The sequence below is a fragment of the Chlorogloeopsis sp. ULAP02 genome, from assembly GCF_038404745.2.
Classification (GTDB): domain Bacteria; phylum Cyanobacteriota; class Cyanobacteriia; order Cyanobacteriales; family Nostocaceae; genus Chlorogloeopsis.
In genome coordinates this window covers 48,843-74,706 of sequence record NZ_JAYKTT020000078.1, presented here as the reverse complement: position 1 = coordinate 74,706, position 25,864 = coordinate 48,843, and the positions used below count along the sequence as shown (strand labels likewise).

Sequence of the window (25,864 nt, the reverse complement as noted above, 5' to 3'; positions counted from 1 at the left end):
AAGCGTCAAATTATATAGAAAGCAGGATCTATTTACTATCCCCTGCCCAGCAGTATATTGGATAGAGCTTATGTTATTTTGCATTGTGAGTTCATTAATTTCATAAAAACCCAGAATAAATGTATTGATATGGGGCATTGTTATAGATAAAAAATCATACTCAGACAGTGATCTCTATCACTGACAACAAGGTCAAAAATGATGTTGTCTCTCAAACACCCCTATATCTTTTTTACAAAGAACCCAATATCTTTAAACTACACATCCTAAAACTTTTTAGTAAACTCAATTTTACAGTGAAGAGTACGACGGGCAGAAATAAACAATGAGCAAAATTCGTGTGGCACTAATTGAAGACCATGACCTCACTCGTGTAGGTATTAGAACAGCACTACAGCAAAAAGAAGAAATTGAAGTTGTAGGAGAAGCTGCCAACGCTGCTGATGGACTTAGGCTGTTAAAAATGGTACAACCTGACATTGCAATTATAGATATTGGTTTACCAGACAAAGATGGTATAGAACTGACACGAGAGGTCAAATCTTTTCTGACAGGAGAAGAATCACTGACGAAGGTTTTGATTTTGACACTAAGAGATAATAAAGAGGCAGTACTAGCAGCTTTTGCCGCGGGTGCAGATTCTTACTGCATGAAGGATATCAAATTTGATAATTTACTGGAAGCTGTGCGTGTAACTTACAACGGTAATGCCTGGATCGATCCAGCGATCGCTCGCATTGTTTTGCAACAGGCTCGACAAAATCAACACAAGCCAGAAGTATTAGCAACAGATTCTAAAACCACAACGACTGTTCCAACTTCGGAAGCAGTAGAAAATAATGAAGAGATGATCGATCCCTATACCTTAACAGAGAGGGAATTAGAAGTATTGCAATTGATTGTTGAAGGTTGCAGCAACGCTGTCATTGCGGAAAGGCTTTATATCACAGTTGGTACAGTCAAAACTCATGTTCGTAATATTTTAAACAAGCTCTGTGCCGATGACCGTACCCAGGCGGCAGTCCGGGCATTGCGCTCTGGATTAGTTGGATAGACTGGATTTTATGGTGTGGTTGCTGTTGAGGAAAATATACGTAAATTTATCACTACAAGCAAAATATGTGTTAAAAAAGAATCGGTTATTTTGAATTAGATCTATCTAGTTGTTTATTGATGGTCAAATGTAATTTAAATTACACAAATTTGCGATCTAAATATCCGGAAATTAAAGCCACCTATGACCGAGACAGATGTAGCAAAACTTAAACTTATGGTGGTAGATGACGAGCCGGATAATTTAGAGTTGCTCTACCGCACCTTTAGACGAGATTTTCAAGTATATAAAGCAAGTAATGCTCTGAGTGCTTTTGAGATTTTAAATCAAGAAGGCGAAATGGCCATAATTATCTCTGACCAAAGAATGCCAAACATGAATGGTACGGAGTTTCTGAGGCTGACAGTGGAGCGATTTCCTGATACGATTCGCATTTTACTAACGGGATTTACCGATGTTGAAGATTTGGTAGATGCGATTAACTCCGGTCAAGTTTTCAAATATATCACCAAACCTTGGAAACCTGATCAGTTACGGATAATTGTTCAGCAAGCAGTAGATACATATCGCGTAGTCAAAAAACGCACTCAAGAGTTAAGTCGTGCTTTGCGGCGAGAATCTTTATTTAATGCAGTGACAACAGCAATTCAAGAGTCATTAGACTACTCTAGTATGCTGCAAAAGATTGTTACCATCATCGGTCAAACTTTTGAAACTAGTTATTGTTTACTTAGACCAATAGAAAATAATTGTCTGACATCTGCGGAGTTTTCTTATCTTAGTTCTAAAACTCCTTTATGTAACTTTTCGCTCGCTCCTAATAATTTAATTGAACAAGTTCTAGAAAGCCATCATTACCAACACAATCAATGCACTCATGAACATGGACTTTGTTATCAGCTAGCCGTACCACTTACTTACCAGCAACACCTACTTGCAGTTATTGCTCTATTTGAGTGGGAACGCGATCGCCCTTGGCAAGATGAAGATATTGAGCTTGTAGCAAGAGTTGCCGAACAAGCAGCTTTAGCTCTATCTCAAGCAAAACTCTACCAGAGCCTTCAGGAAAAGCAAGAACAGATTCGGGCAGAATTGGAGGTTGCTCGCCAAATTCAAAACAACCTACTGCATCAAAGCTTACCTGAGATTCAAGGTGCAAAGGTACAAGCCTGTTGTTATCCCGCTCGTGAAGTAGGAGGAGATTTTTTTGAAGTATTTGTTCATCCCCAAGGCGATTTGTGGATAGCAGTGGGTGATGTTTCTGGTAAAGGTGTGCCAGCTGCTTTGTTTATGGCGAGTGTAATTTCGGTATTGCGCCGTGAATTATCTCAACAAACGCCAGCGATGCCAAATGCAGTGATGGAAAATCTCAACCATGCCCTAGCTGAAGATTTAATTAGTAACAATTATTTTATTACCCTCTTCCTAGCTCGATATACTCCTGCCACTGGAGAATTAGTTTATGCAAATGCTGGGCATATATATCCTCTACTATGGTCTCGCAAAACCTTAACCCAAAACCCTAATTACCTCAAGATTCGTGGTATTCCTTTGGGGATTTTACCTAAGTGGCAAGCAGCCTTCGGGCAATTGTTTCTCACTTCTGGAGAAACTCTATTACTAACTAGTGATGGTATTACTGAAGCAACTGTTTTCAAAAATATAAATTCATCAGAACAATTGAACAATGGTGTCAAATCAACTCAACGTTCAATGCTGAATTTAGATGGACTTTGGCAACTTTTGCAACAGGAAACCCAACCACTTTCTCTCAACAGTTTACTAGCTCGCATCCAAGCTGACAACCACGTTCAAGAAGACGATCAAACTATACTCTCACTAGAGGTTTTATAAGTAATGAAAAGTGAGCTGAATGTACCAAGTGACTTAAAGTTTCTAAGCATCGTAGAAAACTGGTTGTTAGGATGCTTGGAAGTTAAACTCAAAGAATCTATTGATTGGCCGAGGCAATCGAGTCGATTAAGGTTAGCTTTAGTAGAAGCCTATTCTAATGTGGTACGTCATGCCCATAGAGATCAGCCCTGTTTACCAGTTTTAATTCGTTTGGAACTCAAGGATCGCGATATTGCTGTAGAAATTTGGGATCGTGGTGAAGGTTTCGATTTATCTGATTATTTAGCTCCCGATCCGACAGATAAACAAGAAGGTGGTTATGGTTGGTTGATTATGCATCGTCTGATGGACAAGGTGGAGTATCAGTTGCAGGTAAATGGTGGAAACTGCTTGAAGTTAGAAGTATCGATCCCAGAATCGGTTTCATCTGTTTAATAAGACTTTAATTCGTAATTCAATCTAAAGAATTGTGAATTACGAATTATGAATTAGTAATAATTTAAATAAAGTTACTTAACGGGCTGTAGCTGGAAACTTTTTCACTAAATCATCTCCAGGAATAACAGTAGTATAGAAAACATAGTTATTGTTAGCTACGTAGCGTCGGTCTTGTTTGATCATTCCCATAAACTCTCGATGTCCTTGGCGCATACGTCCTACTAAACAACCTGCACTAGCATTCTTGATGTTGTTGGTTGGAAAATCGTAGCCCCAGTGCTGGTTAATTGCAAAAAGACCAGTATCAAGTTTATCGCTATTTCGTTTAAAGTCTTTGTTGAAATCGCGGCAAACGGTAATTGGCATTACCTGTACTAGGGCTTCGTGACGCTCTGCACTGCCATGATATCCAACTGCCCAAGCTTTGTATTGTCCAAATTGAATTCTGGCAGCACCAGCCGGATTCATTGGATTGTATGTGTAATGAGCGCCTGGTTCTGTGGTGGCTTGCCAATGATCTACGATTTTGGGTACACCATCAACTATTTCAATTACAATCCGTCGGTCGTTAAATTCATTTCTATTGTCATTATTGAGGCTTCCATCTGCGTTCATTCCCTCTACATAAACAATGTTGTATTCTTTTAGTCCAGTGAAAACTTGATAATTCATTGCCTGCATATATTTCACAATCCTGCTGGCAAGATCGTTACCTAGCTTTAAGGGAGGTTGAGGAAGATCCTCCCTTTTAGTTTCAATTAGTTTCTTGGTTGTGGCTGCTCCAAGAAAGTCTGTTTCTGTGGTATTTGTCAGTGATTGAAATTTTTTGAGTGCGGCAACAGAAATTGGCCCAAATTTGCCATCGGCTGGAGGTTCAAGTAAACTTAAACCTATTAATATCACCTGAATCTGACGAGCTAACTCTACATCATCAGCGATCGCTTCCAAGCCATATTTAGTATCCGTCCCAAGAAAATCTTGTAATTTCATTTCACGCTTTCTCCTCAGCGGTTAATCTGAAAATTTCTAAAAATAGATTTTGTGTAGTTACATCTTTTCCTACAGCAACTAACCTGAAAATTTCTGAAAGTTAATTTCGTGCAAAATAATTGCTTTGGCTAGAACACATAGTTAAATTTGTTACTTTTATTCCTGCAATACTATTGTTCTATGCGAAATATAATTTAGTGTTAATACTTAAATAATTTTAATACAAGTAAAATAATTAACAATGTTTCAGACCTTTTCACGTCCGGATGGATGAAAAATCTTACTCATACCTATATTCGCCTGTTTTTAAACAGGACTTATGCAAAATACCTCTCTAGCTCTTCTTGGTGTTCATCATACCTAGAGCGGTTTTATTCTTCATTTAAAATTTAACGTAATAAATAATATAAGTAAGTTAGAAATGCAATCACTATAATCTTAGGCTGGAAATAAAGTTGAGGTGTTTAATAATGCAAATCAGTATGAAAGCTAGACATGGGCAAATAGTGGAAACCTGTGTATAAAATCTTAGAAGCGAACTCCAAAGTGTTGGTAGTGAATGGCAAGCATATGCAAAATGTGCCTAAGACGTAAATTATAGATGTATTAGATTCGGAGTGGATAGCCGATTTACTCACTAGAGGAGTGTCACGAGCAACTTCTATCGTCTAATGCCGCAATATTTTTACTAAGTTGGTTTGGTAGGCTAACTATAACTTTGGTTCCTTGCCCGATTTGACTTTCTAACGTGATACTGCCGCCATGTAGCTCTACACAAGCTTTAGTAATAGCTAACCCTAAACCAGTTCCAGGAATAGTGTCAACATTGCTTCCCCGGCTAAAAGATTGAAACAAATTTGCCAAATCTTGTATGGGTATGCCAATTCCCTCGTCTTGGACGTAAAAAATCACTTGTGAGTTTTTGTTAATGAGATGGAATTCTACGTTGCCTCCTTGCGGTGAGTATTTAATTGCGTTAGATATTAAGTTAGAAAAAATTAGCCGTAAAAGTCCTCGATCGCCCCAGAAACCTTGATGATTGCCTGTATTTCTAAAAATCAATTCGTGGCGATCGCTTGCTGTTTGACGTTGTTCTTCTAATAAGTCAGAGAAAAGTTGCCGTAAATCTAGCAAAATTGGCTGAAATTTGGCTTTGTCCAATTCTAATTGGTCGATGACGAGCATATCATCTACTAGTTTGGACAGATGACGTGTTTTTTGCTCGATAATTTCTAAGAATCGTTGTTGTTTAAATTCGTCTAGTTTATCTTTATTGTGCTTAAGTGTTGATGCCGAAGCCAAGATAGAAGCTAACGGCGTTCGATATTCGTGGGAAATGGTGGTGATAATTTGGGACTTAAATGTATTGAGTTGCTTTTCTTTGACAAGAGCTGCTTGAGTTTTGGCAAGTAATTCCGCCTGCTGGATCGCGATCGCCAATTGCACTGATACTTGATGGAGAATCTCTAATTCATCGCTTTGCCAATGTTGGTTGCCAGAACATTGGCAAGCCATTAAAAAGCCCCAAGGTTTGCATTTTAGCTGTTCGTTGTTACTTAGAGTGATGGGAACTACCTGATTTGCTCTACTATTTGATGGTTCTAGCAGGTTGGAACAGTCATGATTCCAGCTCACCTCATTCATTTTGATGATTGCATATTGACAGATGCAACAAATTGTTGAGTCCGATTCCATCTGATGGCAATTTTTAGATGATTGAGAATGAGGCTTGCTAGCATTGACGGCTAAATCATCCCATGATCGCTCAACTTCAAAGTAAGTATTTTCGATATTTTTAACATCTGCTGCCATTAGTGGCTGACTTGAGCAGGCGATCATCTCAATACTTTGATCTGGCAAGAACTGATATACCATTACGCGATCGCACTTCAAAAGTTGCTGTACCTCTGTTACAGCTGTATGTAAAATTTGCTCTAAATCGAGAGACTGACGAATTCTCAGAGCAGTCATAGCAATCAAGCGCTGCCGCTCCTGAGTTTTTTGCAATTGCGCTTGCAAGTACGATTGCTTGATCGTGTTGCGAACAGCAAGTTGCAGTACATCTTGTGTCAAGTTTTGCTTGACTAAATAATCTTGAACTCCTTTTTTCATCGCTTGCACAGCGATCTCTTCATCGCCGCGCCCTGTAAGCATAATCACAGGGATGAAAATCTCTAGTCCTTGCTGCTTGAGGCGATCGAGAAATTCTAGCCCGCTCATATCAGGCAGACAAAAATCCAGCAGAATCAAATTGCATCGCGTTTTTTGACATAAAACAAGTCCATCCTCTCCACAGTCTGCCTCTAAAATTTGATAAGACTGTTGAGCGTCTTTCAAAAGATATCGACGATAGATCTTCCGATCCGCTGCACTATCATCAATAATGAGTATCGTCCAGGCATCTGGCATAGAAGTTTAAGAGAGAGATTGAAAGCTCTTTTTCTTAGATTGTCATAAATGGCAACATTTGGAAGAAAATCTAAATAAAATATAAAATTTCCTATCTCACCTGAGGTATCCACATCAAAAAACATCGATTACCTTTTTGTTCTGTAATCTTTGCGCCCAAGCGATGATAAAAACTCAATCCGCGAAGGTTGCGAGCATCAGCATTCCACGCTAGATGGGTACAGTCATTTTCCTTGGCAACTTCAGCAAGATGACTCATTAATGCTGCTCCGGCTCCCTGGCTTCTCATCTGTTCATCCACATATAAGTCATCCAGCCAAAGGCTCGGTTGCCCTGCGAATGATGAGTACCTAAATCCATACAAAGCAAATCCAACTTCACGCCCTGACATCTCTGCAAACAATACGTAAGAAAAAGGAACTGCTCCAAAAAGAGTTTTGCGTATTTTTTCCTCAGATACCCCCAACTCGCCAGAAAAAGCACCAATCTTGCGATCAAAGTCTGCTTTCTTCTTGATCAACGAAAAAATCAGCGACACGTCATCAGGATTAGCAGATCTAACTCTCATTTGTTAAACCTCGATCGCTTTAGTTTTATTCATAGTTTAACTGTAGAGCGATCGCCCGCCGCAATAAGGTTGTTATGCCGTAAATCAAGATGTTGGTATCAACAGCGTTCATGCAGCATATCCCGCGTGAAATAAGGAGCATTCAGGGGAATGGGGTTTTGCTGCATCCTTTCAACTAGTGCTTTAAGAAAACGCTGTTTAGTTTCAGGATCGGTGATTGAAGGTGATACAACTTGAGGGCTTTGAATGAATAGCTCAACCTCAGCCCCTTCTGGTAAGTTGCAAGCTGATTGTAAAATAAATGTGCCGTTTCGGTAAATTGCCTTGAGAGCTTGGGGCATACAGACAACTCCGCACTAACTATGTGTTGTTGCACTTTCAAGCATAGCCGATCGCTCCATCGATCGCCTCAAAACTACGCCTCCACTAATAACTCACAGTTGCAAAGGCGATCGCTCATAAACTTGCTTCTATATTGCAACTATAATTAAAACAAACTTAGTTTACAGACTTAGTTTTATTATGGAAACCGTAAACATCCATCAGGCTAAAACGAATTTCTCGCGACTTTTGTCGCGCGTTGAACTTGGAGAAGAAATCATTATTTCAAACCAAGGTATTCCAATCGCAAAGTTAGTTCCGTTTCGCTCCTCATCAAATCGACGAAATAGTTTAGGGCAAGATCGAGGGCGGTTCACAGTACCAGAAGACTTTAACGCTCCCTTACCGGAAGACATCGCTAGAGATTAGAGCGCCCCATGCATTACAAGCGGCTACACTACCCTTACACCATCGAGATCCCTTTGATCGGATGTTGATTGCACAAGCTCAACTAGAGGATATGGTGATTTTGAGCGCTGATTCCATGTTTAATCAGTACGACGTTTCCATGCTTTGGGCAGCAAATTCTTGAGGTTGGAATTCAGCCTATTGAGGCTATACTAATGCGTGCAGTCTCACAGCAACTTTAGACTCTCAAACTAATTTTCCGTAATCTAGTTTAATAACTCGGTCAGCTAAATGAAAGTAGCGATCATCATGAGTAATTGTCAGTACTGTTTTTCCCTGACATTTCAGTTCCAAAAGAAGGTGATTGTAGAATTTCTCCCGAAAGGATGGATCTTGATCGGCTGCCCATTCATCGAATAGATAAATTGGACGATCTTCCAAATATGCTGTCAGCAATGCTAATCGCTTTCTCTGACCTTGCGATAATTCAATTGTAGAAAAGCGATCGCCATCAATTTTGACTTTTTGATTGAGCTGAAACTGCTCAAGATAATTCTGAGCTTTTGTATCTAGAAGATCCGGGGCAATGCCCAGAAGCTGCTCAAACAGGTAAAAGTCGGAAAATACAGTAGAAAACAATTGGCGATATTGTTCCCTGTTTTTATCCGTTACTGGCTGCTCATCCCATAAAATTTCTCCTGCTTGTGGAACATATAAGCCTGTAATCAACTTTGCAAGCGTTGATTTTCCACTGCCATTACCGCCGATAATAAAGATGAGTTCACCAGGGTGAAATATTAAGTTGATAGGGCCGAGAGTAAAATTTTCTCCTGATTCCTGCTGGTAAGTGTAACAAACGTCCACAAGGCAAATTTGTTTTCGGAAGTTGAGTGTAGTAGGTTGAGCAAGAATCTCCTCAGAGCGGCTTGCGATCGCCAAGCCTAATTTTTCTATCTTCTGCAACGCTACACTACCACGACTTAAACCCGGTAGTATTTGTAAAATTCTTTGCAGTGGATCGGTTAAGTAAGTTACGACTAGGATATATGCTGACAAAACTGTAACGTCAACAGATGTAAACCTCGGCAATCCGAAAACTAGAAAACCAGCAATTACAAAAAACAGCAGTTGACTAACGCCAAGAGAAACACCCAAAATTCTCATACTTGTAGTATCGTAGCGACGCGATGCAGCTGCTGTTCTTTGCAGGTTCTCAGCCACAAATGCTTGGCGGCGTTGGACATTCAATTTTAGCTCTTTGATTCCGTCTGTAATAGCACGAAAGTGTTTAAACAGACGATCCTGCTCTTCACGGGCACGTTCGAGCAATCCATAAGCTGTTGCCACTAAAAGCTGAATGCAAATCATTGCTCCTACCAGCAATCCCGCAGTTACTAAAAAAACACTCCAAGAAAGCCAGCAAAGATACACCAGGCAACTGACAACGATTGCGAAGTCAATGCATAGGAAAGGAACGACAGCAATTGTGTCAGCGATCGCGTTGGTATCTTCGGTTAAGGTGGCAAGAATTCGATTCGAGCCTTGCTCTTCCAGATGTCGTAAAGGACAAGCAAGAATCCAATTACTCAGTTGCAAGCGCAGTTTATATACTGCTTCGTAAGATAAACCTGAGAGCAGAAACTGAGAGATTAAGTTGGTGGCAAGAGCAGCGACTACTAGCCCCAGAAACCTCAGAAAAAGTTGACTCAACTCAGGATTGCTGGCGCGAATAGCAGTATTGATTGATGCAATCAAAGCAGCACTGCACACACCACTGATTGAGCCTGCTACTCCTGCGATCGCTACATTTAGCCAAGATGAGCGCAAAAGAAACCAAATTAAATTCATATTATTACTCGGTACTGGGTACTTGGTATTGGGGACTAGGAAAGAAGTACCAGGAGCAAGGGAGCACAAGGGCAAAAACGTTAAGTACGATTCTCCTTGTCCCCTTGTTCTTTTTATTTAGTCTCCACTCCCCTTTACGCTGGAGGAGTATTAACTTCCAGCCAGTAGTCTACAAATGCCTGAATAATCTTCCGAAGCTCTTGAGCATCCATTGGTTTAATTAAATAGCCATTCGCGCCTTTTTCATAGCAGAATTCCACATCTTTGGGATGAGCAGATGTAGTAAAGACAACAATGGGAATTTCCCTAAAAGTAGTATCTTGCTTTAACCTCTCTAGAACATTACGACCGTCAATTCCTGGCAAATTTAGATCTAGTAGAATTACTGAAGGTCGTGGTGCTAAATCAGGGTTCTGATAATTCCCCTCTTGATAAAGGAAGTCGAAAACTTCATCTCCACTACTGCAACGATAAATTGGGTTTTGAACAGCCATCCGCCGCATCAGGCGTTGCAGCATCTTAAAATCCTCATGGCTGTCCTCAACAACAAGCAGTGAATCTTTAAGTTTTGTTGCCATTAGTTGTCTTCAGTCTTAAATTTTGTTAAGTAAAAAGGTTTTTTATGTATATTAAACTATTCCAGCGTAAAGTAAAATGTTGAGCCTTGACCTACTATAGATTCAACCCAGATTTGACCACCGTGACGCTCTATAATCTTCTTGGTAATGGCAAGCCCCGCACCGGTGCCACCACCGTACTTTTCCTGGGAGTGGAGTCGTTTGAAAAGTTTGAAAATGGTTTCTAGGTGATGTTTTTGAATGCCAATGCCGTTATCTTTTACATAGAAAGTAATTGGGGCATGGGAAGAAGAGGCGACTTCAAGGACGCAAAGAGATTGGATTGAGAAATTCCCCGTGTCCCCGTGTCTCCACCTCCCCGCGTCCTCTCCATCAACGTAGCCAATCTCAACCCATTTTTCTGCCCTATCATTGTATTTAAATGCATTGCCGATCAAGTTGCTAAAAACTTCGCTGACGAGAACTGGATCACATTGAACTGTTGGCAAAGGTCGAGGAATACGAATATCGAAATTAGCTTGCTGGTGACTAGCATCAAAAACATTGATAACTTCGTTGAGTAACTGAGTAAGGTTAGTCACTTGCAAATGTAGTTCGGCTTTTCCTAACTGCGACAACCGCAGCAAAGTATTAATGAGAGCTTCCATCCGCACTGATAAGGATACAACAGTCTGCACATACTCAATTCCATCTTCATCTAGCACACAGGCGTAGTCTTCTAGTAGGATTGTTGAGTAGTTATAGATTCCTCGTAATGGTTCCTTGAGATCATGGGAAGAAGCATAGGCAAAGGACGCTAGTTCCTGATTGCTTCGCTCTAAATCTTGATTGAGCTTGGCTAACTCTTCTGCTTTTTTGAGGACAATACCAACGATTGCATTCCTTAAAGCGAAGGCACTGTCAATTTCAGATGATTTCCAAGGTTCTGAAGTGAACCTAACTGTTTGCTGCCACTTTTCAAAAGATTGACGAGGACAAAGGGTTATACTGCCATCTGCCTCAAGTTTGATGGATTCGTTTGGGTTTCCTGCCCAGTTTACTGTACGCAAAACTTCGGGACGAAACCAAAGAATATAATACTGCTTGACTTTAGAAATTTGCAGTAGCAGTAAGCCACTAGCTGTATCTTTGAATTTTTCAGCCTTTGGGTAGAGCTTTGGCAGAGAATCTGTGTAAAATATGTTTTCCCTAACCTGGGTGTTTGCCCAATTAATCAACTCCCAAACATCATCCACCTCAGGTGTAGAACCAACCAGTGTAATTTCACCATCCAGGCAAATTGCTGCTCCTTTTGCACCAACCAGATCTAGTAAACGAGGTTCAGGCTGAATTAGTGCATCTATGAATTCGTCTGCTTGGGAGATAGATTCTATTACCTCAGAACGCAGTGATTCAAGCTTGGCTTGATAATCCACCTGTTCTTGAATTACTTTATTGGTTAACTCTGACGATATGAACTGTCCCAAAAATTCGCAAGCACTCCGCACCTCACTAGTGATCGGTTTTGGTGTTTGATGATGACAAGAAATTAATCCCCAAAGCTTTTCATCTTTGATGAGTGAAATCACCACAAACGCTGCCGTACCCATATTCTGATGAAACTCAACACAACAGGGATGAACACTTCTAAGTACAGATAAACTTAAATCGAGTCCAAAAGTATGATTTTTGTCATTCTCAATTGAAACCAACTCGCTCGCTTGAGCTTTTAAATTGGGAACTACCCTGACTAAGCTGCGTTTGTATAACTCCCTTGCCTGTTCTGGAATGTCTGTTGCCGGATAGTGGAGTCCTAAATACGGTGATAGCTCCTCTTGTTTAGCTTCGGCAATTACTTCTCCTGCCCCATACTGATCGAATTGATAGACCATGACTCGACCAAAGGTAGTAATTTTTCTGATATTTTGTGCCGTTAGCTGTAAAAATTCTTTCAGATTTGATGTGCGTTTAAGTTTAGTGATCGCCTCTCTGACTAAGTTATGGATATTCCCAAAACCTAGTGCTACAGAAGAGTTTGTTGGTTCTAACTCCAGAATTATGCTATTTTGGGTTCGATGTATAAATCCGTCAAAGTATTGCTCATTTTCATCTGTGTGGATGAACAATTTCAGGTAATTGACACCACCAACATCTTCCAGCAAAAGCTGTCTGATCGCTTCAAGTTGTGTAGTATCCAACAGAAGGCTCAAAGGTTGAGCTAACAAATCCTGAGGCTTTCTACCTAAATAGGTTTGGGTATTATTGCTAACTTGCAGGATTTGCAGTTCCGGCTCGCTCAGTGCCATTAATACGCCATGAGGCTGGATCGAGCCGGGGGTATAAAGTGATTTGTAATCGTGATCGGTTGCAAACAACTCCAAAAATAAAATTTTCAAAAAAGTTTATTTTATGTTGGATTTCTAAATTTGTTTGATAGCAAAAGCCACAAACCAAAGAAAATTTTCCTATATTTTAAAATTTTTTAATACTTTTTTGCTTGCGATCGCTTAAATCAATCTTCACAGCTACCAACTATAGCTCTCGGCAATAAATAGGCAATTTGGGAATTTCTGCCCAGTATGCAAGTGCCGCCCACTTACAACAGCAAATTTGAGCGATTCTGTTATGGGGTGACTAGCCTACGCTACCCATTTGCTAGAGAAGTCAGTACAGATGCGGAATTGCTTGTATTGGCTTGTTACTAGGGTGAATAGCAGTTATATTCCTAGTTGTATGCCCGAAGTAGAAAATTTACTGTAAACACAATTGTTCATAGCGTTTGCCAGCAATATCCCAAGTAAACTCAGCTTCTATCAATTGTCTGCCATTGCGAGATAACTCTTCTCGTAACTGTGCGTTAGTAAATAGGTGGTTAATGGCATTAACATACTCCGTTGGATAATTCGCTCGTAAGGCTGTAAGTAATACATTTGCACCATCTACTGCTAATCCTTCTAAGCCGCGATCGCTTGCTACTATTGGCACACCAGCTGCCATTGCCTCTAAAGTTTTATTTTTAATCCCAAATCCTGTTCGCATCGGTACAACGCAAACAGTTGCTTTGTGCAGATACTCTGCTATGGAAGGAACTTTACCAGTGACGATCACTCCTGGTTTTTGTTGTAGTGCTAAAACTTCTGGTGCTGGGCGAGAACCCACAATCTCGAAATTTGCATCTGGATAACGTGCTTGAATTTTTGGCAAAACTTCATTGCAGAAAAAGCACACAGCATCAATATTTGCCAAGTTATCCATTGCACCGATAAAAATTAAGCGATGTCCCCCCGGATCTTTGCTGCGATAGGGAAATGATTCTAAATCTACCCCATTGGGAATAACAGTAATTTGCTTGTGGGGATTGAATTCTTGCAGTTGAATTTTGTCCTCTTGTGTTGTCACGGCGATCGCCGAAAATTTCGAGCAGTAGTTTTGCTCGTAGCGTCGCAGAAGCGGTAAATTAACTTGATCCCTAACAGGATTGGTGGAAGTGCCTGTTTCTAGTTGATTGCGACAAGTACAGTAGATAGAACTATGCACATTAACTAATGTCCGTACTTGTTTTTGGAAATAAGGTTTAACGTAAATTTCATTAACGCTGTGTTCGCAAGTAATTACATCGCATTTTCCTGTCTGTACAAAATTATCAATCCAGTTTTGCATTTCGACTGAGTAACGATTTAAGACATTAGGCGGCACCCCATCTTGCAAAAATAAACTGAAGCGCTGGAGTTTTTTGAGCATTCCCTTACGAGTTCCCAAGTCTGGAGGGCGCTGAAAAATAACTAGACGATCTACCCAATTTTGCAACTCAGCGATTTCTGTGTTTGTAACATGAGCTTCCCGTTGAGTTACAAGAGTGATTGCATGGCGCTGACTAAGGTATTTAAGTAAATTAAATGTTCGCACTTGCGTTCCCCCCTGCGTAGGCGGGTAGGGAAAGGTAGAAGACAGCATCAAAATGTTCATAAACGCAATAACTTGGGAATAATAATAATTAAGTACAATGATGTATATACAATGACATGTTGCTACAATATACGCCAGTAACTATCTATCTAGTAATAATTTGAGATATTTATAATCGCATATTCAACAGTTTTTTTAATATTTACACCATTTTTTTAAGTTATTGATATGCCAAAAATCAGTGTTTGCATTCCTACCTTTAATCGAATTAAACTACTTTCTGAAGCTATTAAAAGTGTATTGCAACAGTCATATCAAGATTTTGAAATAATTATTTGTGATGATAGATCACAGGATGGCACACCTAAACTTATATCGCAATATACAGACAAGCGCATTCGATATATTCGTCATTCGCAACATATTGGTAAAAGTAATAATATGCGCTCTGGCTTTAAGGTGGCAACAGGTGAATATTTTATTAAATTTGATGACGATGATAGGTTAACTCCAGATTTTCTTGAGCGTACTGCCGTTGTTATGGAGTGCGATTCTAACGTTGATTTTGTCAGTACCGATCACTGGATTATAGATATTAATAACGTTCGAGATGATGTGAAAACTCAAGAAAATTCTCGACGTTGGGGTAGATTTAATTTACCAGAAGGTGTGGTGAATAACTTATTAGAAGTTGTATTTATTCAGCAAAGTTTCCAAATAGGTGCAACTTTATTTCGTCGTAGCAGCCTTGAAGAAGTAGGATTTATGCGTTCTAATTGGCAAAATTGTGAAGATAATGATTTATTTATAAGACTAGCTTTGGCAGGTAAAAATGGTTATTATTTACCAGAATTATTAATGGAATACCGCGTACATTCAGAACAAAAAGGACTGGATCGAGCAATTGCTTATTTAACTGATAAGTTGCGGTATTTGGATAGTTATAAATTTGAGTCTGAAAAATTGGAGTGTATTAGGCGACAGCGGCTTGCAGAAACGCGGTTACTGTTGGGGTTACGCTTACTTGAAAAGGGAGAAACACACAAAGGAAGAGAGTTTATTTTAGCAGGTAAGTCTTTTTCTCCGATGAAAGCGTGGACTGGGTTAGGGCTATCTTTGTTGCCAACAGGGGTAAGGGGTAAGGCGTTTGAGTTAGCGAAGATGGTGCAGAGGTAGGATTAGGTAAACGAAAAATATAGCGTTTTAGACGGAGTTGCTGAATCACAGTATAAATCTAGATGTAGAGACGCGTACGCCCCAGGCGTTCCCGGAGGGTAATTTCGCGTCTCTTTTTTATTTGTTTTTAATGACCATCTGTAATCATTATCTTGAATAACCAGATGCTTCAATGAAGAATAGAGGTAGTGGTTTACTTATCGCTTTTCTACCTTCAGGAGGTTAGCAAGTTCTATTGCTCTTAGCGGAGTGCCTCGTTTCAAGATTTCAATGATTTTGGCTTCCATTTCATTCATTTTAGCCCCCAAATACTGTCCTAACTTTTTCCAAAAAGATGTGGAGGAAGAAGACGGTATATGACCCTAAATTAATGCACTTAATTTCTAACGAAATAAAAGTAGTGACCAATTATCAACTATCTCTATCATTTTCTCACTAGTTATAGCTTTAACAAACTTTTTGCCGCTCGTTATTTTTACTCTCATCACTACATCACTTAAAGAGGTAAACTTTTTCTTTTTACGTTCTTTTTCAATACTTTCAGCTATTCTAGTTGCTGTTTTACTAGCAAAACCAGCGTTTATTAATCTTGATACTAGTTCAGAAACATTTAAATTATTAAATACTTCTAATGGTTGAATCTTTTTTGGAATTAGGTTAGCAAATTCCTTAAATTTGTCGTCTACTCTTTGTTTTTCTTGTAGGAGTTCCGACTTGAATTGATTAAGCTGTTGTTCAAAGCGTAGTTCAATATTTGCTAATCGAGGTTCTAATTTTGTTGTTTCTGGTAATGGTCGTACTGCCTGATTGAGAGACTCTACTTCCTTAAGAATTGCAGTTTGTTTCAACACTAAATCTTCAATTTTAGGTGAAATTACAAAGGCATTTACCATTTCACCTTTCCGAGGATTTTTTTCTCTTGCTTTAACAGCGGCATAGTATTCCAAATAACCATCAATTACGGTATAAGTCTCTGCTTCAGTTTCTTTCAATATCAATGGTCTAACAATACCTCCACTTTCTAAAATTATACTGGCAAGATTTTCTAAATCAGACTCTGAAAATTCTGATCTAGGTACATCAGATTTAATATTATCAATATCTACTAGTGAAAAATTAATCATTATTAAATCCCTATTTTTTGAATTATTTCTAATGCTAAAATATCAAATTCTGCTGCTGAAGTCTGGACAGAAGATTTTAATTCTGCAAATTTGAATATAGATTTTGGATCTGGATATTCTAAATCACCTATTTGTATAGTTTGGTTTAAACACTCTGATAAAGCTGTTCTATCATAGATTACTGTTTCTATCAGATGTAAATTGTATTTTTTTGATATTACATCTCTTTGTTTTGGAAAAGTATATTGTAAAAATCTAGAATTAGTTGAAATTTTTGAAGCAAGAACACCAAGCAACTTTATAGGAGGTCTACCTATAGATTCTTTATATTCATTGATTTCATTCACAAATAATTTAACTGTAGGTAGACCTTGATTAGCAAATGGTTTTAAATCTGAAGGTATGATTAAATAATCAGCTGTAATTAGTGCCACTTGAGCATATAAATCTCTGGCTGGAGGAGTATCAATAATTATAATATCATATATATCTTCAACTTTTTTTAGCTTGGTAATAAGCCTGTTTTTAATAGCTGCTATTCTAGTTAGAATGTCTTGTTTCTCGATTAATGTAATGTGTGAGGGTATGATATCAATTTCTGGATCGTTAAAGAATTGTGATTGCCGAACTATGTCTGGAATAAAATTAAAATCTTTTGATTCTAATAAATGAACAACATTTTTGTCTTTTAAATCATCTTCTTCTTCAAATTGAAATTTAATTAATCCAGTAGCAAAGGTAGTATTAGCTTGAGCATCTAAATCTATTAAAAGTACTTTTTTACCTTTTTTGCTTAAAGCTGCTGCAAGATTAACCGCAGTTGTCGTCTTACCAACGCCACCTTTATTATGATAAACAGCAATTACTTTCATTGAATGTTGCCTCTTGGTTTCAGAACTATGATGAGAAATTGTTTGAGTATTTGGTTGATTATTCTCAGTAGTTTGAGTCTCTGAATTGTCTGTGGATTTTTTCTCTTTTAAGCTATCTCTGCCAATTAAAGCTTTTATTGCTTCTATTCTGTTGTCTACTTCTTTGCCAGCACACTGAAATACTAGCTGAATATCATCTTGAGATTTTTGATAAATTCTAATTTCTTTACCATTTGTGAGCAACCCATATTCTACATTCAAGCTGATTAAATAATTCTTAAGTCGATGAACATGATTATTTAAATTCTGCTTGGGATTTTTTGCCTCCATTACCAAACTCAAAGGTGAGTTAACATCCAACACAAAGGGAATAGCCTGCGCGGCAAAAGCTAAAAAATCTAAACGAATCTTGCCAAATGTAATCTCTTGATGCCAGGTATCGGGAGTATAACCCAGTTGTGGTAGCAAGTATTGGACGATAAGTTTACTTTCAACTTCGCTTTCGTTACGGCAAAGTTCAGGATTAAAAGACAATCTCGTTCTACCTCTAAAAAATAGGAACCATTAGTAAGTACTGATAACTGAATGCTTCTCGGTTATTTAATGTTTTTCTTGGACTCCCTATCTCGATTAAATTCTAGAGAGAGTAAATTCTCTTATATTTTAGTTAAGTAAAGGTAAGGATAAGCCTTGAGTTAAGGTGTTATTTAATACATTATATTTTATTGTATAAAAACGATTTTGTGTAGTATAAATTACTTTTAAAAAAGTAAAAAAATGATACTGACTAAATATTTTTTCGACAACTTATATAGATATTGCTTAAAGTACAGTCATGTTCAATATTTGCTGGCTAGATCTGTAAAGTGTAAATTATGAGTTTTCATTTTATGAGAACAAAAACATCCCTTGCCTGGTATAATCTGACTGCTTAACCAAGGCACTACCACGACACTAAATTTTTAAGTGTCAAAAATGTTAAATTTACCGAAAATTTTCGCAGGATAACAGGACGTGTAAGCTACCTAGATGGGATGCGTCATCAGAGGAATTAAGCAATGGGATATGTAATTGCAACTGCAAATATGAAGGGTGGTGTCGGCAAAACGACTCTCAGCGTCAATCTAGCCACTTGTTTAGCGAAAGAACATGGCAAGCGGGTGCTAGTCCTAGATTTAGATACTCAAATTAGTGCCACACTCAGTTTAATGTCGCCTGTAGACTTTGCCAGACGCCGCAAACAACGAAAGACATTCAGGTATCTAATAGATCAAATTATTAATCCGGAGCCTCAACCTAAACATACAGTTCCAGAAGTAATTGAATCACAAGTTTGTAAGCTCGAAGGGCTGGATTTATTGCCAGGAGATATTGACTTATACGATGAATTTGTGATTTCAGAAATGCTGCACAGACAAGCAGTTAATTTGGCAGAAAAGGACTTTGAAACCATTTGGAATCGTTTTGAAAGAGTCTTGTTGGCTAAAATTATAGAACCAGTACGTCAAGAATATGATTTTATTATCCTAGACTGTGCTCCCGGCTATAATTTGCTGACTCGTAGTGCTTTAGCAACTAGTAATTTTTATATACTTCCTGCTAAACCAGAACCTCTTTCTGTAGTGGGAATTCAATTGTTGGAAAGACGTATTGCTCAATTAAAAGATAGCCATGAGCAAGAAGCAAAAATTGATATCCAAATGCTGGGAATCGTCTTTACAATGTCTAATGCCAATTTGTTAACTGGCAGATATTACAAACAAGTAATGCAGCGTGTTCATCAAGATTTTGATCAAGAGAAAATTTGTCAAACACAAATTCCAGTAGATGTAAATGTTGCCAAGGCAGTTGATAGCTTTGTGCCGGCTGTGTTAAATGCACCTCAATCAGCAGGATCAAAAGCTTTTTCTCAGTTAACTCAAGAACTGATGAAAAAGCTGAGAATGCACGCTGCCATTGATTGATGAGCGGCAACATCTGACAAGTACAGTTTTGCAAAAGTGGATGTGATCGCCAGAAGTAATGAGGTAAAAGGGCATTGATCAACATCATTTGCCTACAAAGCAAACTTAGGCACGACAGCAAGAAGGAGCAACTGTGCTGTCTGAAGCATGATTTGACTGTAGAAGTTTTTCTAGCTTGTGGCGAGTGGCGTTTAATGTCGGAAACCCAACACACTATAAATGTTGGGTTTCATCTGTTCAACTCAACTGACAAAATTTACCACAACGAATGAGCCGATTGCGCTCGTGGATGCTCATTGCTTTGGGATACTAGCGAAAATTTGCCATTGCAAACACTGACTGAGTATGTTTGATATAACACTTAAATATATAAATTTACATTTTACGCGATCGCTTTCTTTAAATCTGTAGCAGGAGGATACTTGACTTAATAGCAGCGATCGCCGAGAATCCAAAATCAGATACAAGTAGAGTAAAAATTCCAAAAGTACTGTGTATTAAGTGTTCATTATGCCTTTGGTAATTTTACCCTACTTAAAAATTCGTCATCATCGTTAGACTGTTTTGCACAGAACGAGATGAATTTTGTATCAATCACACATTAAATCGGGAATTTAATTTAAATTTCATCATTACAATACTTTATTTTAAGTTTTATGTGAAATTTAAAATATTTTTTATAATCAATAAAGCAATCTTTGTATCCCCCAAAGGTTCTTATTTATCCTTAATAAGTAGTAATAAATTTTTAATAATGCCGAGGATTCTAGTCATAGACGATGACCCAGCGATTTCAGAGTTAGTTGCCGTCAATTTGGAAATGGCTGGTTATGATGTCAGCCAAGCTGAAGATGGCATCAAAGGTCAAGCCCTGGCTCTCCAACTACAGCCAGATCTAATCATGCTAGATCTGATGTTGCCCAGAGTAGACGGATTTACTATTTGTCAGCGCTTGCGACGTGATGAACGGACTGCTGAAATACCTGTGTTGATGTTAACCGCTCTGAGTCAAACTCAGGATAAGGTAGAAGGCTTTAACGCGGGCGCGGATGACTACCTCACCAAGCCGTTTGAAGTGGAGGAGATGCTGGCACGGGTAAGAGCACTGTTGCGGCGTACTGACAGGATTCCTCAAGCAGCCAAGCATAGTGAAATCCTTAATTACGGGCCATTAACTCTGGTTCCTGAAAGGTTTGAAGCTATATGGTTTGCTCAAACAGTAAAGCTGACTCACTTGGAATTTGAGCTACTCCACTGCTTACTACAACGGCATGGACAAACCGTCTCTCCGAGTGAAATTCTTAGGGAAGTCTGGGGTTATGACCCAGATGATGATATTGAGACAATTCGAGTTCATATTCGCCACTTGCGAACTAAGCTAGAACCAGATCCTCGTCATCCCCGTTATATCAAAACGGTGTATGGTGCAGGTTACTGTTTAGAGTTGCCTAGCACACCCCAATCTACTGAGAGCGTTTCTACATCGCGGGTTGAGTAATTTAATTGGCACTCTATACAGCGATCGCTTCGGGAGTGCCAATTATGTTTTAAGACATAATTAATATTCATAACTATATATATACATATTTTTTTTACAACTAATTTGGAAAATATTTTTAATCCTTTGACTAGCTGGGTGCATTCAGGATATATTGATTTTATACTGGGGAATTACGTGTACTTTTAAATAAAAATATTTATCAACAATTTCCCTTGCAAACTCAATTGGGTGTTGCTAAATCATAGTACGAATCCGGATGCCCAGATGTGATACATTCCCTCTCTACACAGGTTTTGGCATTACGAAAATTAGTTTCATACATTAAATTCAGCAACACCCTCAATTGAGATGAGTTTGAAACAAAGCGCAAAGACTTAGCATTTTTCAAAGCATCTTTGCGTTTTTGCTTTGGTTTAGCTCACCTTAACCAAATTATCCAACTCTTGCTGCATTTGGCTGCGGACAAGCTCATAGCAGGCATGAACATATTCGCGATCAGACGCGGCTTGACGACCGTAGCGTTCAAATACAATCGGTGGACAAACGCGTGTATGAATAGACGTTGGTAAAGGGATGTTGGGCAAAGGGCCTAATGCTAATCCCCAGGGTAACCCCAAATAAATAGGGAAGACTTCTGGATCAATTCCAAATAGCCAGGGCATTCCCCAGTTATGGAGTTGCTGGACAATTTTATAACACTCAGCAAGCACAATCAATGTATCGTGAGCACCAGTAGATATTACCGGTACTATTGGCACTTGTTCTCGTAGTGCTAACTTAATAAATCCGTGACGATTAGCAAAGTAAATTTTGTTTCGCAAAGAATGGGGACGGAAAACATCTTGTGCCCCACCTGGATAGACAAGTACAGTAGCTCCAGAACGTAAGGCAGCGATCGCCATTTTTGGATGCGCCACAACTGCCCCTACCTTAGCAGCGGCTTCGGCTACTGGGGGTACTACTTGCCACATTGTCGGATGCATCAAACCATAGACTGGTTTTTCCACACCATAGCGTCGAAACCAGTCGTACATCATCATAAACATATCAGGGGCAGCGAGTCCACCATTATGAGAACCGACGAATAAAACTTTTTTGTGAGATGGGATGTGCTCCCAACCACTAGTTTGGACACGAAAATAGTGGTGGTAAAGCCATTCCCAAATCGGCATTAAAGATTGGATAAATTTCGGATCTCGCTGATCCAAACACCATCCTAGTTGTTTTTTTAACGGTTTTTGCTTGTCAGTGTATGCTGGCATTTCGCCTTCTAGTTCTTCTCCCTCTCAGAGGTAATCGTACATTGGAGGGTGGTACGTAATTTTTTATCCTAGATTTTTTACGTGTAGTCAAGATAGGAGGAAGAAAGGCAGAGGGGAGTAATAAAAAACCACTAACAAATGACAAATGACTAACCACTAACAAAATCAAACAAATGGTGAGCTAGCTGCAATTTGCTACAAGGTGGAATCTTGACTTGACGACCTTGTTGATCTAAAAATACGGCTTGATTGTTGTCACTGCCAAAACCACTATCCGGCTGATCTACGGGATTTGCAACAATTGCGTCTAAATTTTTTCTCTGTAACTTTTCTAGCGCAGGGGTAACAATATCTCCCGTCTGTGCGGCAAAACCAATTAAAGTTTGATGTGGTTGTTTGTGCTTGGCTAATTCTGTAATGATGTCTGGTACCGATTCTAAAGCTAAAGCTTCTGGAAGCGATCGCTTTGGTAATTTTTCGCGAGCATACTCCCGTGGCTGCACATCTGCTACAGCTGCCGACATAATTATCACATCAGAACTATGTAATTTTCGCAGCATTGCTTCTTGCATTTCCTTCGCACTGACAACAGCAATTGCTTCTACTTCCAATGGTATATCCAAACTTGCCGGGCCATGTACTAGCGTTACTTTTGCTCCTCGGTGCAATGCTGCCTGTGCTAAAGCTAACCCCATTTTTCCCGTAGAAGGATTACCAATAAATCTGACTGGATCAAAATGCTCTCGTGTTCCCCCAGCACTGATTAACACTCGCTTATCTACTAAATCTCGCTTACCTGCGGTATACAGCAATGATTGGATGTAAGCTAAAATTTCCAGCGGTTCTACCATCCTGCCAGCACCAACGCGATCACACGCCAATAATCCCGATGCTGTTTGCAAACTATGAAATCGGCTATTTGTTGCTAACTGCTGCCAATTTCGCTGCACTACTTGCTGTTCCCACATATCAGTATTCATTGCTGGTGCTAACAATACCGGGCAAGTGGAAGCTAACACCGTATTAGTAAGTAAATTATCAGCCATCCCAAAGGCTAACTTGGCTAACGTATTAGCTGTCAATGGCGCGATCGCAAAAACTTCTGCCCATTCACCCAATTCTATGTGCAAAGGGCGAGAATAAATTGGTTGCCAGAAATTTTCATCTGTATAAGCAGGATGGCGAGATAAAGTGGCGAGAGTTAAGGGCGTGATAAATTTCTGTGCAGAATTAGTAAGAATTATTCGCACTTCTACACCATTTTTAAACAGTGTAGAAACCACTTCGCAAACTTTATAAGCAGCAATTCCGCCACCGATACCAATTAAAACTCGTCTTGGTTGTGGAGTTAACATAATTTTATTGCTAATAGCTAATAGCTAATTGTTTTCTGATCATTAGCGATCATGTACTGCGTGTACCAGAAGGGATGAAAAAAACTTTCTTCTCTTCTGCCTACCTACGGAAGCCGCTCCGCGTCTACTGCCTTCTGCTTTTACCTATTAGCCATTAACTATCAGCCATTAGCTCTATTTAAGCTTCATCGTAAGGCTCTAAATCTAAGAGGTAGATATAAGGTTCAACTAGCTCTGGGCGCTGAAATGCGATCGCGCGCAATAGGTGCCAATCATTCAAACCTTCAAAAGCATTACTGTAATTATCTTGCTCCAAACGTGTAGCTAAATCTTCTACATCTTGTGGAGTCATGGTAGCGATGTCTGTTTTAGAAATGCTTAGAGTTTCCATTTTGCTCGCCTCTCCCGTTAGCAGCACTTGCATCCAGCGTGGGTTTCGTCGCACTCGACGCAGCCACCCAATATATCTTACTCATTCGAGGACGGTAATTTCATAAAATTTTTCCGGATTTATACCGGAATTTGTAAAACTTTTTTAACCAAACCTAGTAGATATATCGAAAAGAGCATCCTGGTGATTTTTTAAATATTAATCACAAAATTCCGTATTAACTCCAGCATATCCGGTCGAATTTCATGACCTATGTCAAATTCATGATAATGCACTCTAGTTCCTAACAATTCTAGAGTATCTCTTGCTCTTACTGCTGCTTGTAAAGGCACAACTTGATCATATTTGCCATGCATAATTAAAACTGGAGGCAAAGCGGTTAAATTTTGGGTTTCTACATCTGCGATCGCGCCGGGGTGTAGATATCCACTCATGACAACTAAACCAGCTAGAGGCAACTTTGAGCCTACATCCAAAGTCATTGCACCACCTTGGGAAAAGCCACTCAAAATCGTCCGCGATAAAGGCACACTGGTGATGCTTTCTAAAGATTGCAACCAATCGATGAGTAGTTGGCGACTTTGTGATAATCCTTCATACATATTTTCCATACTCAAGTCATACCAAGCCCTACCGCCAGGAGAATAAGGATAAGGATAAGGTGCATTGGGAAACACAAACTGGTAATTAGGTAAGTTTAAAAACGGTGCAAAAGACGCCACATCTTCAGCATTTGCGCCCCAGCCATGCAAAGTTACGATTAATCCCTCAGGTGCTTCCCCTGTTCTTGGAGGAATCTCAATGAATTGTAGAGACAGAAACTTTCTCCTCTGATCAAACTTTCTTTATTTATCATTATGCAAGCTGTATTGAACTCTAGCTTATCTTTTGTGTATTTTACTTATTTATAGTGATGATGTCTGTGTCTAGAATTGCTTGATATTAAATTGATATGAAATATATTTTAACTAAAAACATCTATCATTCCGGAATGCTAATTATTTTTTATGTGAAAGAAAACATGGGTTTGAGTAAAATGAAATACTAATGAGTAATATTGGTCTGCTGATGACGGGCGCATTAACAACAGGACAACCTTATTTGCCCAATTTCTCGGAAAAGTCACCACCTCAGCTAGACAAAGATGTCAAACAGTCAAAACAAAGTCATTTAATAGAGATAGTTCCCACAACTCAAATCACGCCACCTGAATTTATATTGGCAGATGGGATAACTTCTGTTGCGCCGATCGCGATCGCCCACAATTCAACAGATGGAGTTAGAAAAAAGTTGCATTCCCAGAGTTTTTCTAATTCTGTAAAGAAATTAAAAGCTGTAAACAAAGATACGATTGGCAAAAGTTCTCGCTCTCGTCAGCAAAAATATACTGTGGCGAGTGATCTACCACAGCAGCGCTTCAAAAATAAGCCAATCAGAGAAAAGACTCAAGTGGCAAGACTTTCAAGTTCTACTAGTAAACATTTGCCAACTTTGCATTTTGGTAACACAGGTAATGGTGTGAGAGCACTGCAAAAGCTATTAGCATCTCATGGCTATGCTATTCAAGTTGATGGAATTTTTGGTGCGTTGACAGAAACAGCTGTCAAAGCTTTTCAAAATCGACGAAATTTAGCCGTAGATGGCATAGTTGGTCAAAGAACCTGGAATCAGTTAACAAAGTAAAAGGTAGAGGGCAGTAGGAAAAACAACACAAGTATTTCTTTCATATGATGTCCGCCAAATCACCCATAATAATACAGTTTGTAGTAAGGACTTCAGTCCTGGCTTGAGGACTAAAGTCCTCACTACGAGCAAACATTGATATTAGAGGTTTATATCTCACATCTGTGCTCTTGTCTGCTAAGA

23 protein-coding genes are annotated in these 25,864 nt (G+C 39.1%); 9 read left to right on the top strand and 14 right to left on the bottom strand.

Features of this window, described 5'->3' with window-relative positions:
* Positions 1–325 precede the first annotated feature (325 nt).
* From U2718_RS27940 to U2718_RS27930, 3 genes are all read left to right on the top strand, one after another.
* A complete protein-coding gene (locus tag U2718_RS27940) occupies positions 326–1,054 on the top strand; it encodes a response regulator transcription factor (RefSeq protein WP_341997979.1) in 729 nt (242 codons plus the stop codon).
* Positions 1,055–1,237: 183 nt separating this feature from the next.
* Complete coding sequence (locus U2718_RS27935) at positions 1,238–2,908, top strand: SpoIIE family protein phosphatase (protein WP_341997978.1); 1,671 nt, start codon at positions 1,238–1,240, stop codon at positions 2,906–2,908.
* Between the two features lie 3 nt (positions 2,909–2,911).
* Positions 2,912–3,343, top strand: coding sequence for an anti-sigma regulatory factor (locus tag U2718_RS27930; RefSeq protein ID WP_341997976.1), 432 nt, complete (start codon positions 2,912–2,914; stop codon positions 3,341–3,343).
* Positions 3,344–3,421: 78 nt separating this feature from the next.
* On the opposite strand, the gene U2718_RS27925 is transcribed toward U2718_RS27930, so the two are convergent.
* The 4 genes from U2718_RS27925 to U2718_RS27910 form a co-directional block, all read right to left on the bottom strand.
* Positions 3,422–4,336, bottom strand: coding sequence for a peptidoglycan-binding domain-containing protein (locus tag U2718_RS27925; protein WP_341997974.1), 915 nt, complete (start codon positions 4,334–4,336; stop codon positions 3,422–3,424).
* Between the two features lie 648 nt (positions 4,337–4,984).
* On the bottom strand, positions 4,985–6,745 hold the full coding sequence (locus U2718_RS27920; RefSeq protein ID WP_341997972.1) for an ATP-binding protein: 1,761 nt from the start codon (positions 6,743–6,745) through the stop codon (positions 4,985–4,987).
* A 91-nt stretch (positions 6,746–6,836) separates the two neighbouring features.
* A complete protein-coding gene (locus U2718_RS27915; protein ID WP_341997970.1) occupies positions 6,837–7,313 on the bottom strand; it encodes a GNAT family N-acetyltransferase in 477 nt (158 codons plus the stop codon).
* Between the two features lie 98 nt (positions 7,314–7,411).
* Positions 7,412–7,654: an antitoxin family protein gene (locus U2718_RS27910; protein ID WP_341997968.1), complete on the bottom strand. Its 243-nt coding sequence runs from the start codon at positions 7,652–7,654 to the stop codon at positions 7,412–7,414.
* A 181-nt stretch (positions 7,655–7,835) separates the two neighbouring features.
* On the opposite strand from U2718_RS27910, the gene U2718_RS27905 reads away from it, so the two are divergent.
* On the top strand, positions 7,836–8,063 hold the full coding sequence (locus tag U2718_RS27905) for a type II toxin-antitoxin system Phd/YefM family antitoxin (RefSeq protein WP_341997966.1): 228 nt from the start codon (positions 7,836–7,838) through the stop codon (positions 8,061–8,063).
* The gene (locus U2718_RS27900) at positions 7,996–8,226 is read left to right on the top strand and encodes a type II toxin-antitoxin system VapC family toxin (protein WP_127011293.1); all 231 of its coding nucleotides are present in this window, start codon (positions 7,996–7,998) and stop codon (positions 8,224–8,226) included. The genes U2718_RS27905 and U2718_RS27900 overlap by 68 nt, the downstream gene beginning before the upstream one ends.
* 62 nt (positions 8,227–8,288) lie before the next feature.
* Here U2718_RS27900 and U2718_RS27895 read toward each other — a convergent pair whose 3' ends face one another.
* The 4 genes from U2718_RS27895 to U2718_RS27880 all read right to left on the bottom strand — a co-directional run bounded on the left by U2718_RS27895 (position 8,289) and on the right by U2718_RS27880 (position 14,413).
* Positions 8,289–9,890: a cyclic peptide export ABC transporter gene (locus tag U2718_RS27895; protein ID WP_341997964.1), complete on the bottom strand. Its 1,602-nt coding sequence runs from the start codon at positions 9,888–9,890 to the stop codon at positions 8,289–8,291.
* 134 nt (positions 9,891–10,024) lie between these two features.
* Positions 10,025–10,468: a response regulator gene (locus tag U2718_RS27890; RefSeq protein WP_341997963.1), complete on the bottom strand. Its 444-nt coding sequence runs from the start codon at positions 10,466–10,468 to the stop codon at positions 10,025–10,027.
* Between the two features lie 56 nt (positions 10,469–10,524).
* On the bottom strand, positions 10,525–12,828 hold the full coding sequence (locus U2718_RS27885; RefSeq protein WP_341998109.1) for an ATP-binding protein: 2,304 nt from the start codon (positions 12,826–12,828) through the stop codon (positions 10,525–10,527).
* 370 nt (positions 12,829–13,198) lie between these two features.
* Positions 13,199–14,413 carry a glycosyltransferase family 4 protein gene (locus U2718_RS27880; RefSeq protein WP_341997962.1) on the bottom strand — a complete coding sequence of 405 codons (1,215 nt, stop codon included), beginning with the start codon at positions 14,411–14,413 and terminating at the stop codon, positions 13,199–13,201.
* A gap of 168 nt (positions 14,414–14,581) precedes the next feature.
* Between U2718_RS27880 and U2718_RS27875 the strand changes: the two genes are divergently transcribed.
* Entirely contained in the window at positions 14,582–15,529 is a 948-nt protein-coding gene (locus tag U2718_RS27875; RefSeq protein ID WP_341997961.1) for a glycosyltransferase family 2 protein, read from the top strand.
* A 383-nt stretch (positions 15,530–15,912) separates the two neighbouring features.
* Here U2718_RS27875 and U2718_RS27870 read toward each other — a convergent pair whose 3' ends face one another.
* Positions 15,913–16,653, bottom strand: a complete 741-nt coding sequence (locus U2718_RS27870) for a chromosome partitioning protein ParB (protein ID WP_341997959.1) — start codon at positions 16,651–16,653, stop codon at positions 15,913–15,915.
* A gap of 2 nt (positions 16,654–16,655) precedes the next feature.
* A complete protein-coding gene (locus U2718_RS27865; RefSeq protein ID WP_341997958.1) occupies positions 16,656–18,059 on the bottom strand; it encodes an AAA family ATPase in 1,404 nt (467 codons plus the stop codon).
* A gap of 524 nt (positions 18,060–18,583) precedes the next feature.
* On the opposite strand from U2718_RS27865, the gene U2718_RS27860 reads away from it, so the two are divergent.
* Complete coding sequence (locus U2718_RS27860) at positions 18,584–19,489, top strand: ParA family protein (protein ID WP_341997956.1); 906 nt, start codon at positions 18,584–18,586, stop codon at positions 19,487–19,489.
* 754 nt (positions 19,490–20,243) lie between these two features.
* Entirely contained in the window at positions 20,244–20,987 is a 744-nt protein-coding gene (locus tag U2718_RS27855) for a response regulator transcription factor (RefSeq protein ID WP_341997954.1), read from the top strand.
* Between the two features lie 416 nt (positions 20,988–21,403).
* On the opposite strand, the gene U2718_RS27850 is transcribed toward U2718_RS27855, so the two are convergent.
* The 4 genes from U2718_RS27850 to U2718_RS27835 form a co-directional block, all read right to left on the bottom strand.
* The gene (locus U2718_RS27850) at positions 21,404–22,252 is read right to left on the bottom strand and encodes a lysophospholipid acyltransferase family protein (protein ID WP_341997953.1); all 849 of its coding nucleotides are present in this window, start codon (positions 22,250–22,252) and stop codon (positions 21,404–21,406) included.
* Positions 22,253–22,401: 149 nt separating this feature from the next.
* Positions 22,402–23,607 carry a bifunctional phosphopantothenoylcysteine decarboxylase/phosphopantothenate--cysteine ligase CoaBC gene (gene coaBC / locus U2718_RS27845; RefSeq protein ID WP_341997951.1) on the bottom strand — a complete coding sequence of 402 codons (1,206 nt, stop codon included), beginning with the start codon at positions 23,605–23,607 and terminating at the stop codon, positions 22,402–22,404.
* Positions 23,608–23,785: 178 nt separating this feature from the next.
* The gene (locus U2718_RS27840; protein WP_341997949.1) at positions 23,786–23,998 is read right to left on the bottom strand and encodes a DUF2555 domain-containing protein; all 213 of its coding nucleotides are present in this window, start codon (positions 23,996–23,998) and stop codon (positions 23,786–23,788) included.
* Positions 23,999–24,189: 191 nt separating this feature from the next.
* On the bottom strand, positions 24,190–24,801 hold the full coding sequence (locus U2718_RS27835) for an alpha/beta hydrolase (RefSeq protein ID WP_341998107.1): 612 nt from the start codon (positions 24,799–24,801) through the stop codon (positions 24,190–24,192).
* A gap of 244 nt (positions 24,802–25,045) precedes the next feature.
* On the opposite strand from U2718_RS27835, the gene U2718_RS27830 reads away from it, so the two are divergent.
* Entirely contained in the window at positions 25,046–25,681 is a 636-nt protein-coding gene (locus tag U2718_RS27830) for a peptidoglycan-binding domain-containing protein (protein ID WP_341997947.1), read from the top strand.
* The last annotated feature ends 183 nt before the right edge of the window (positions 25,682–25,864 follow it).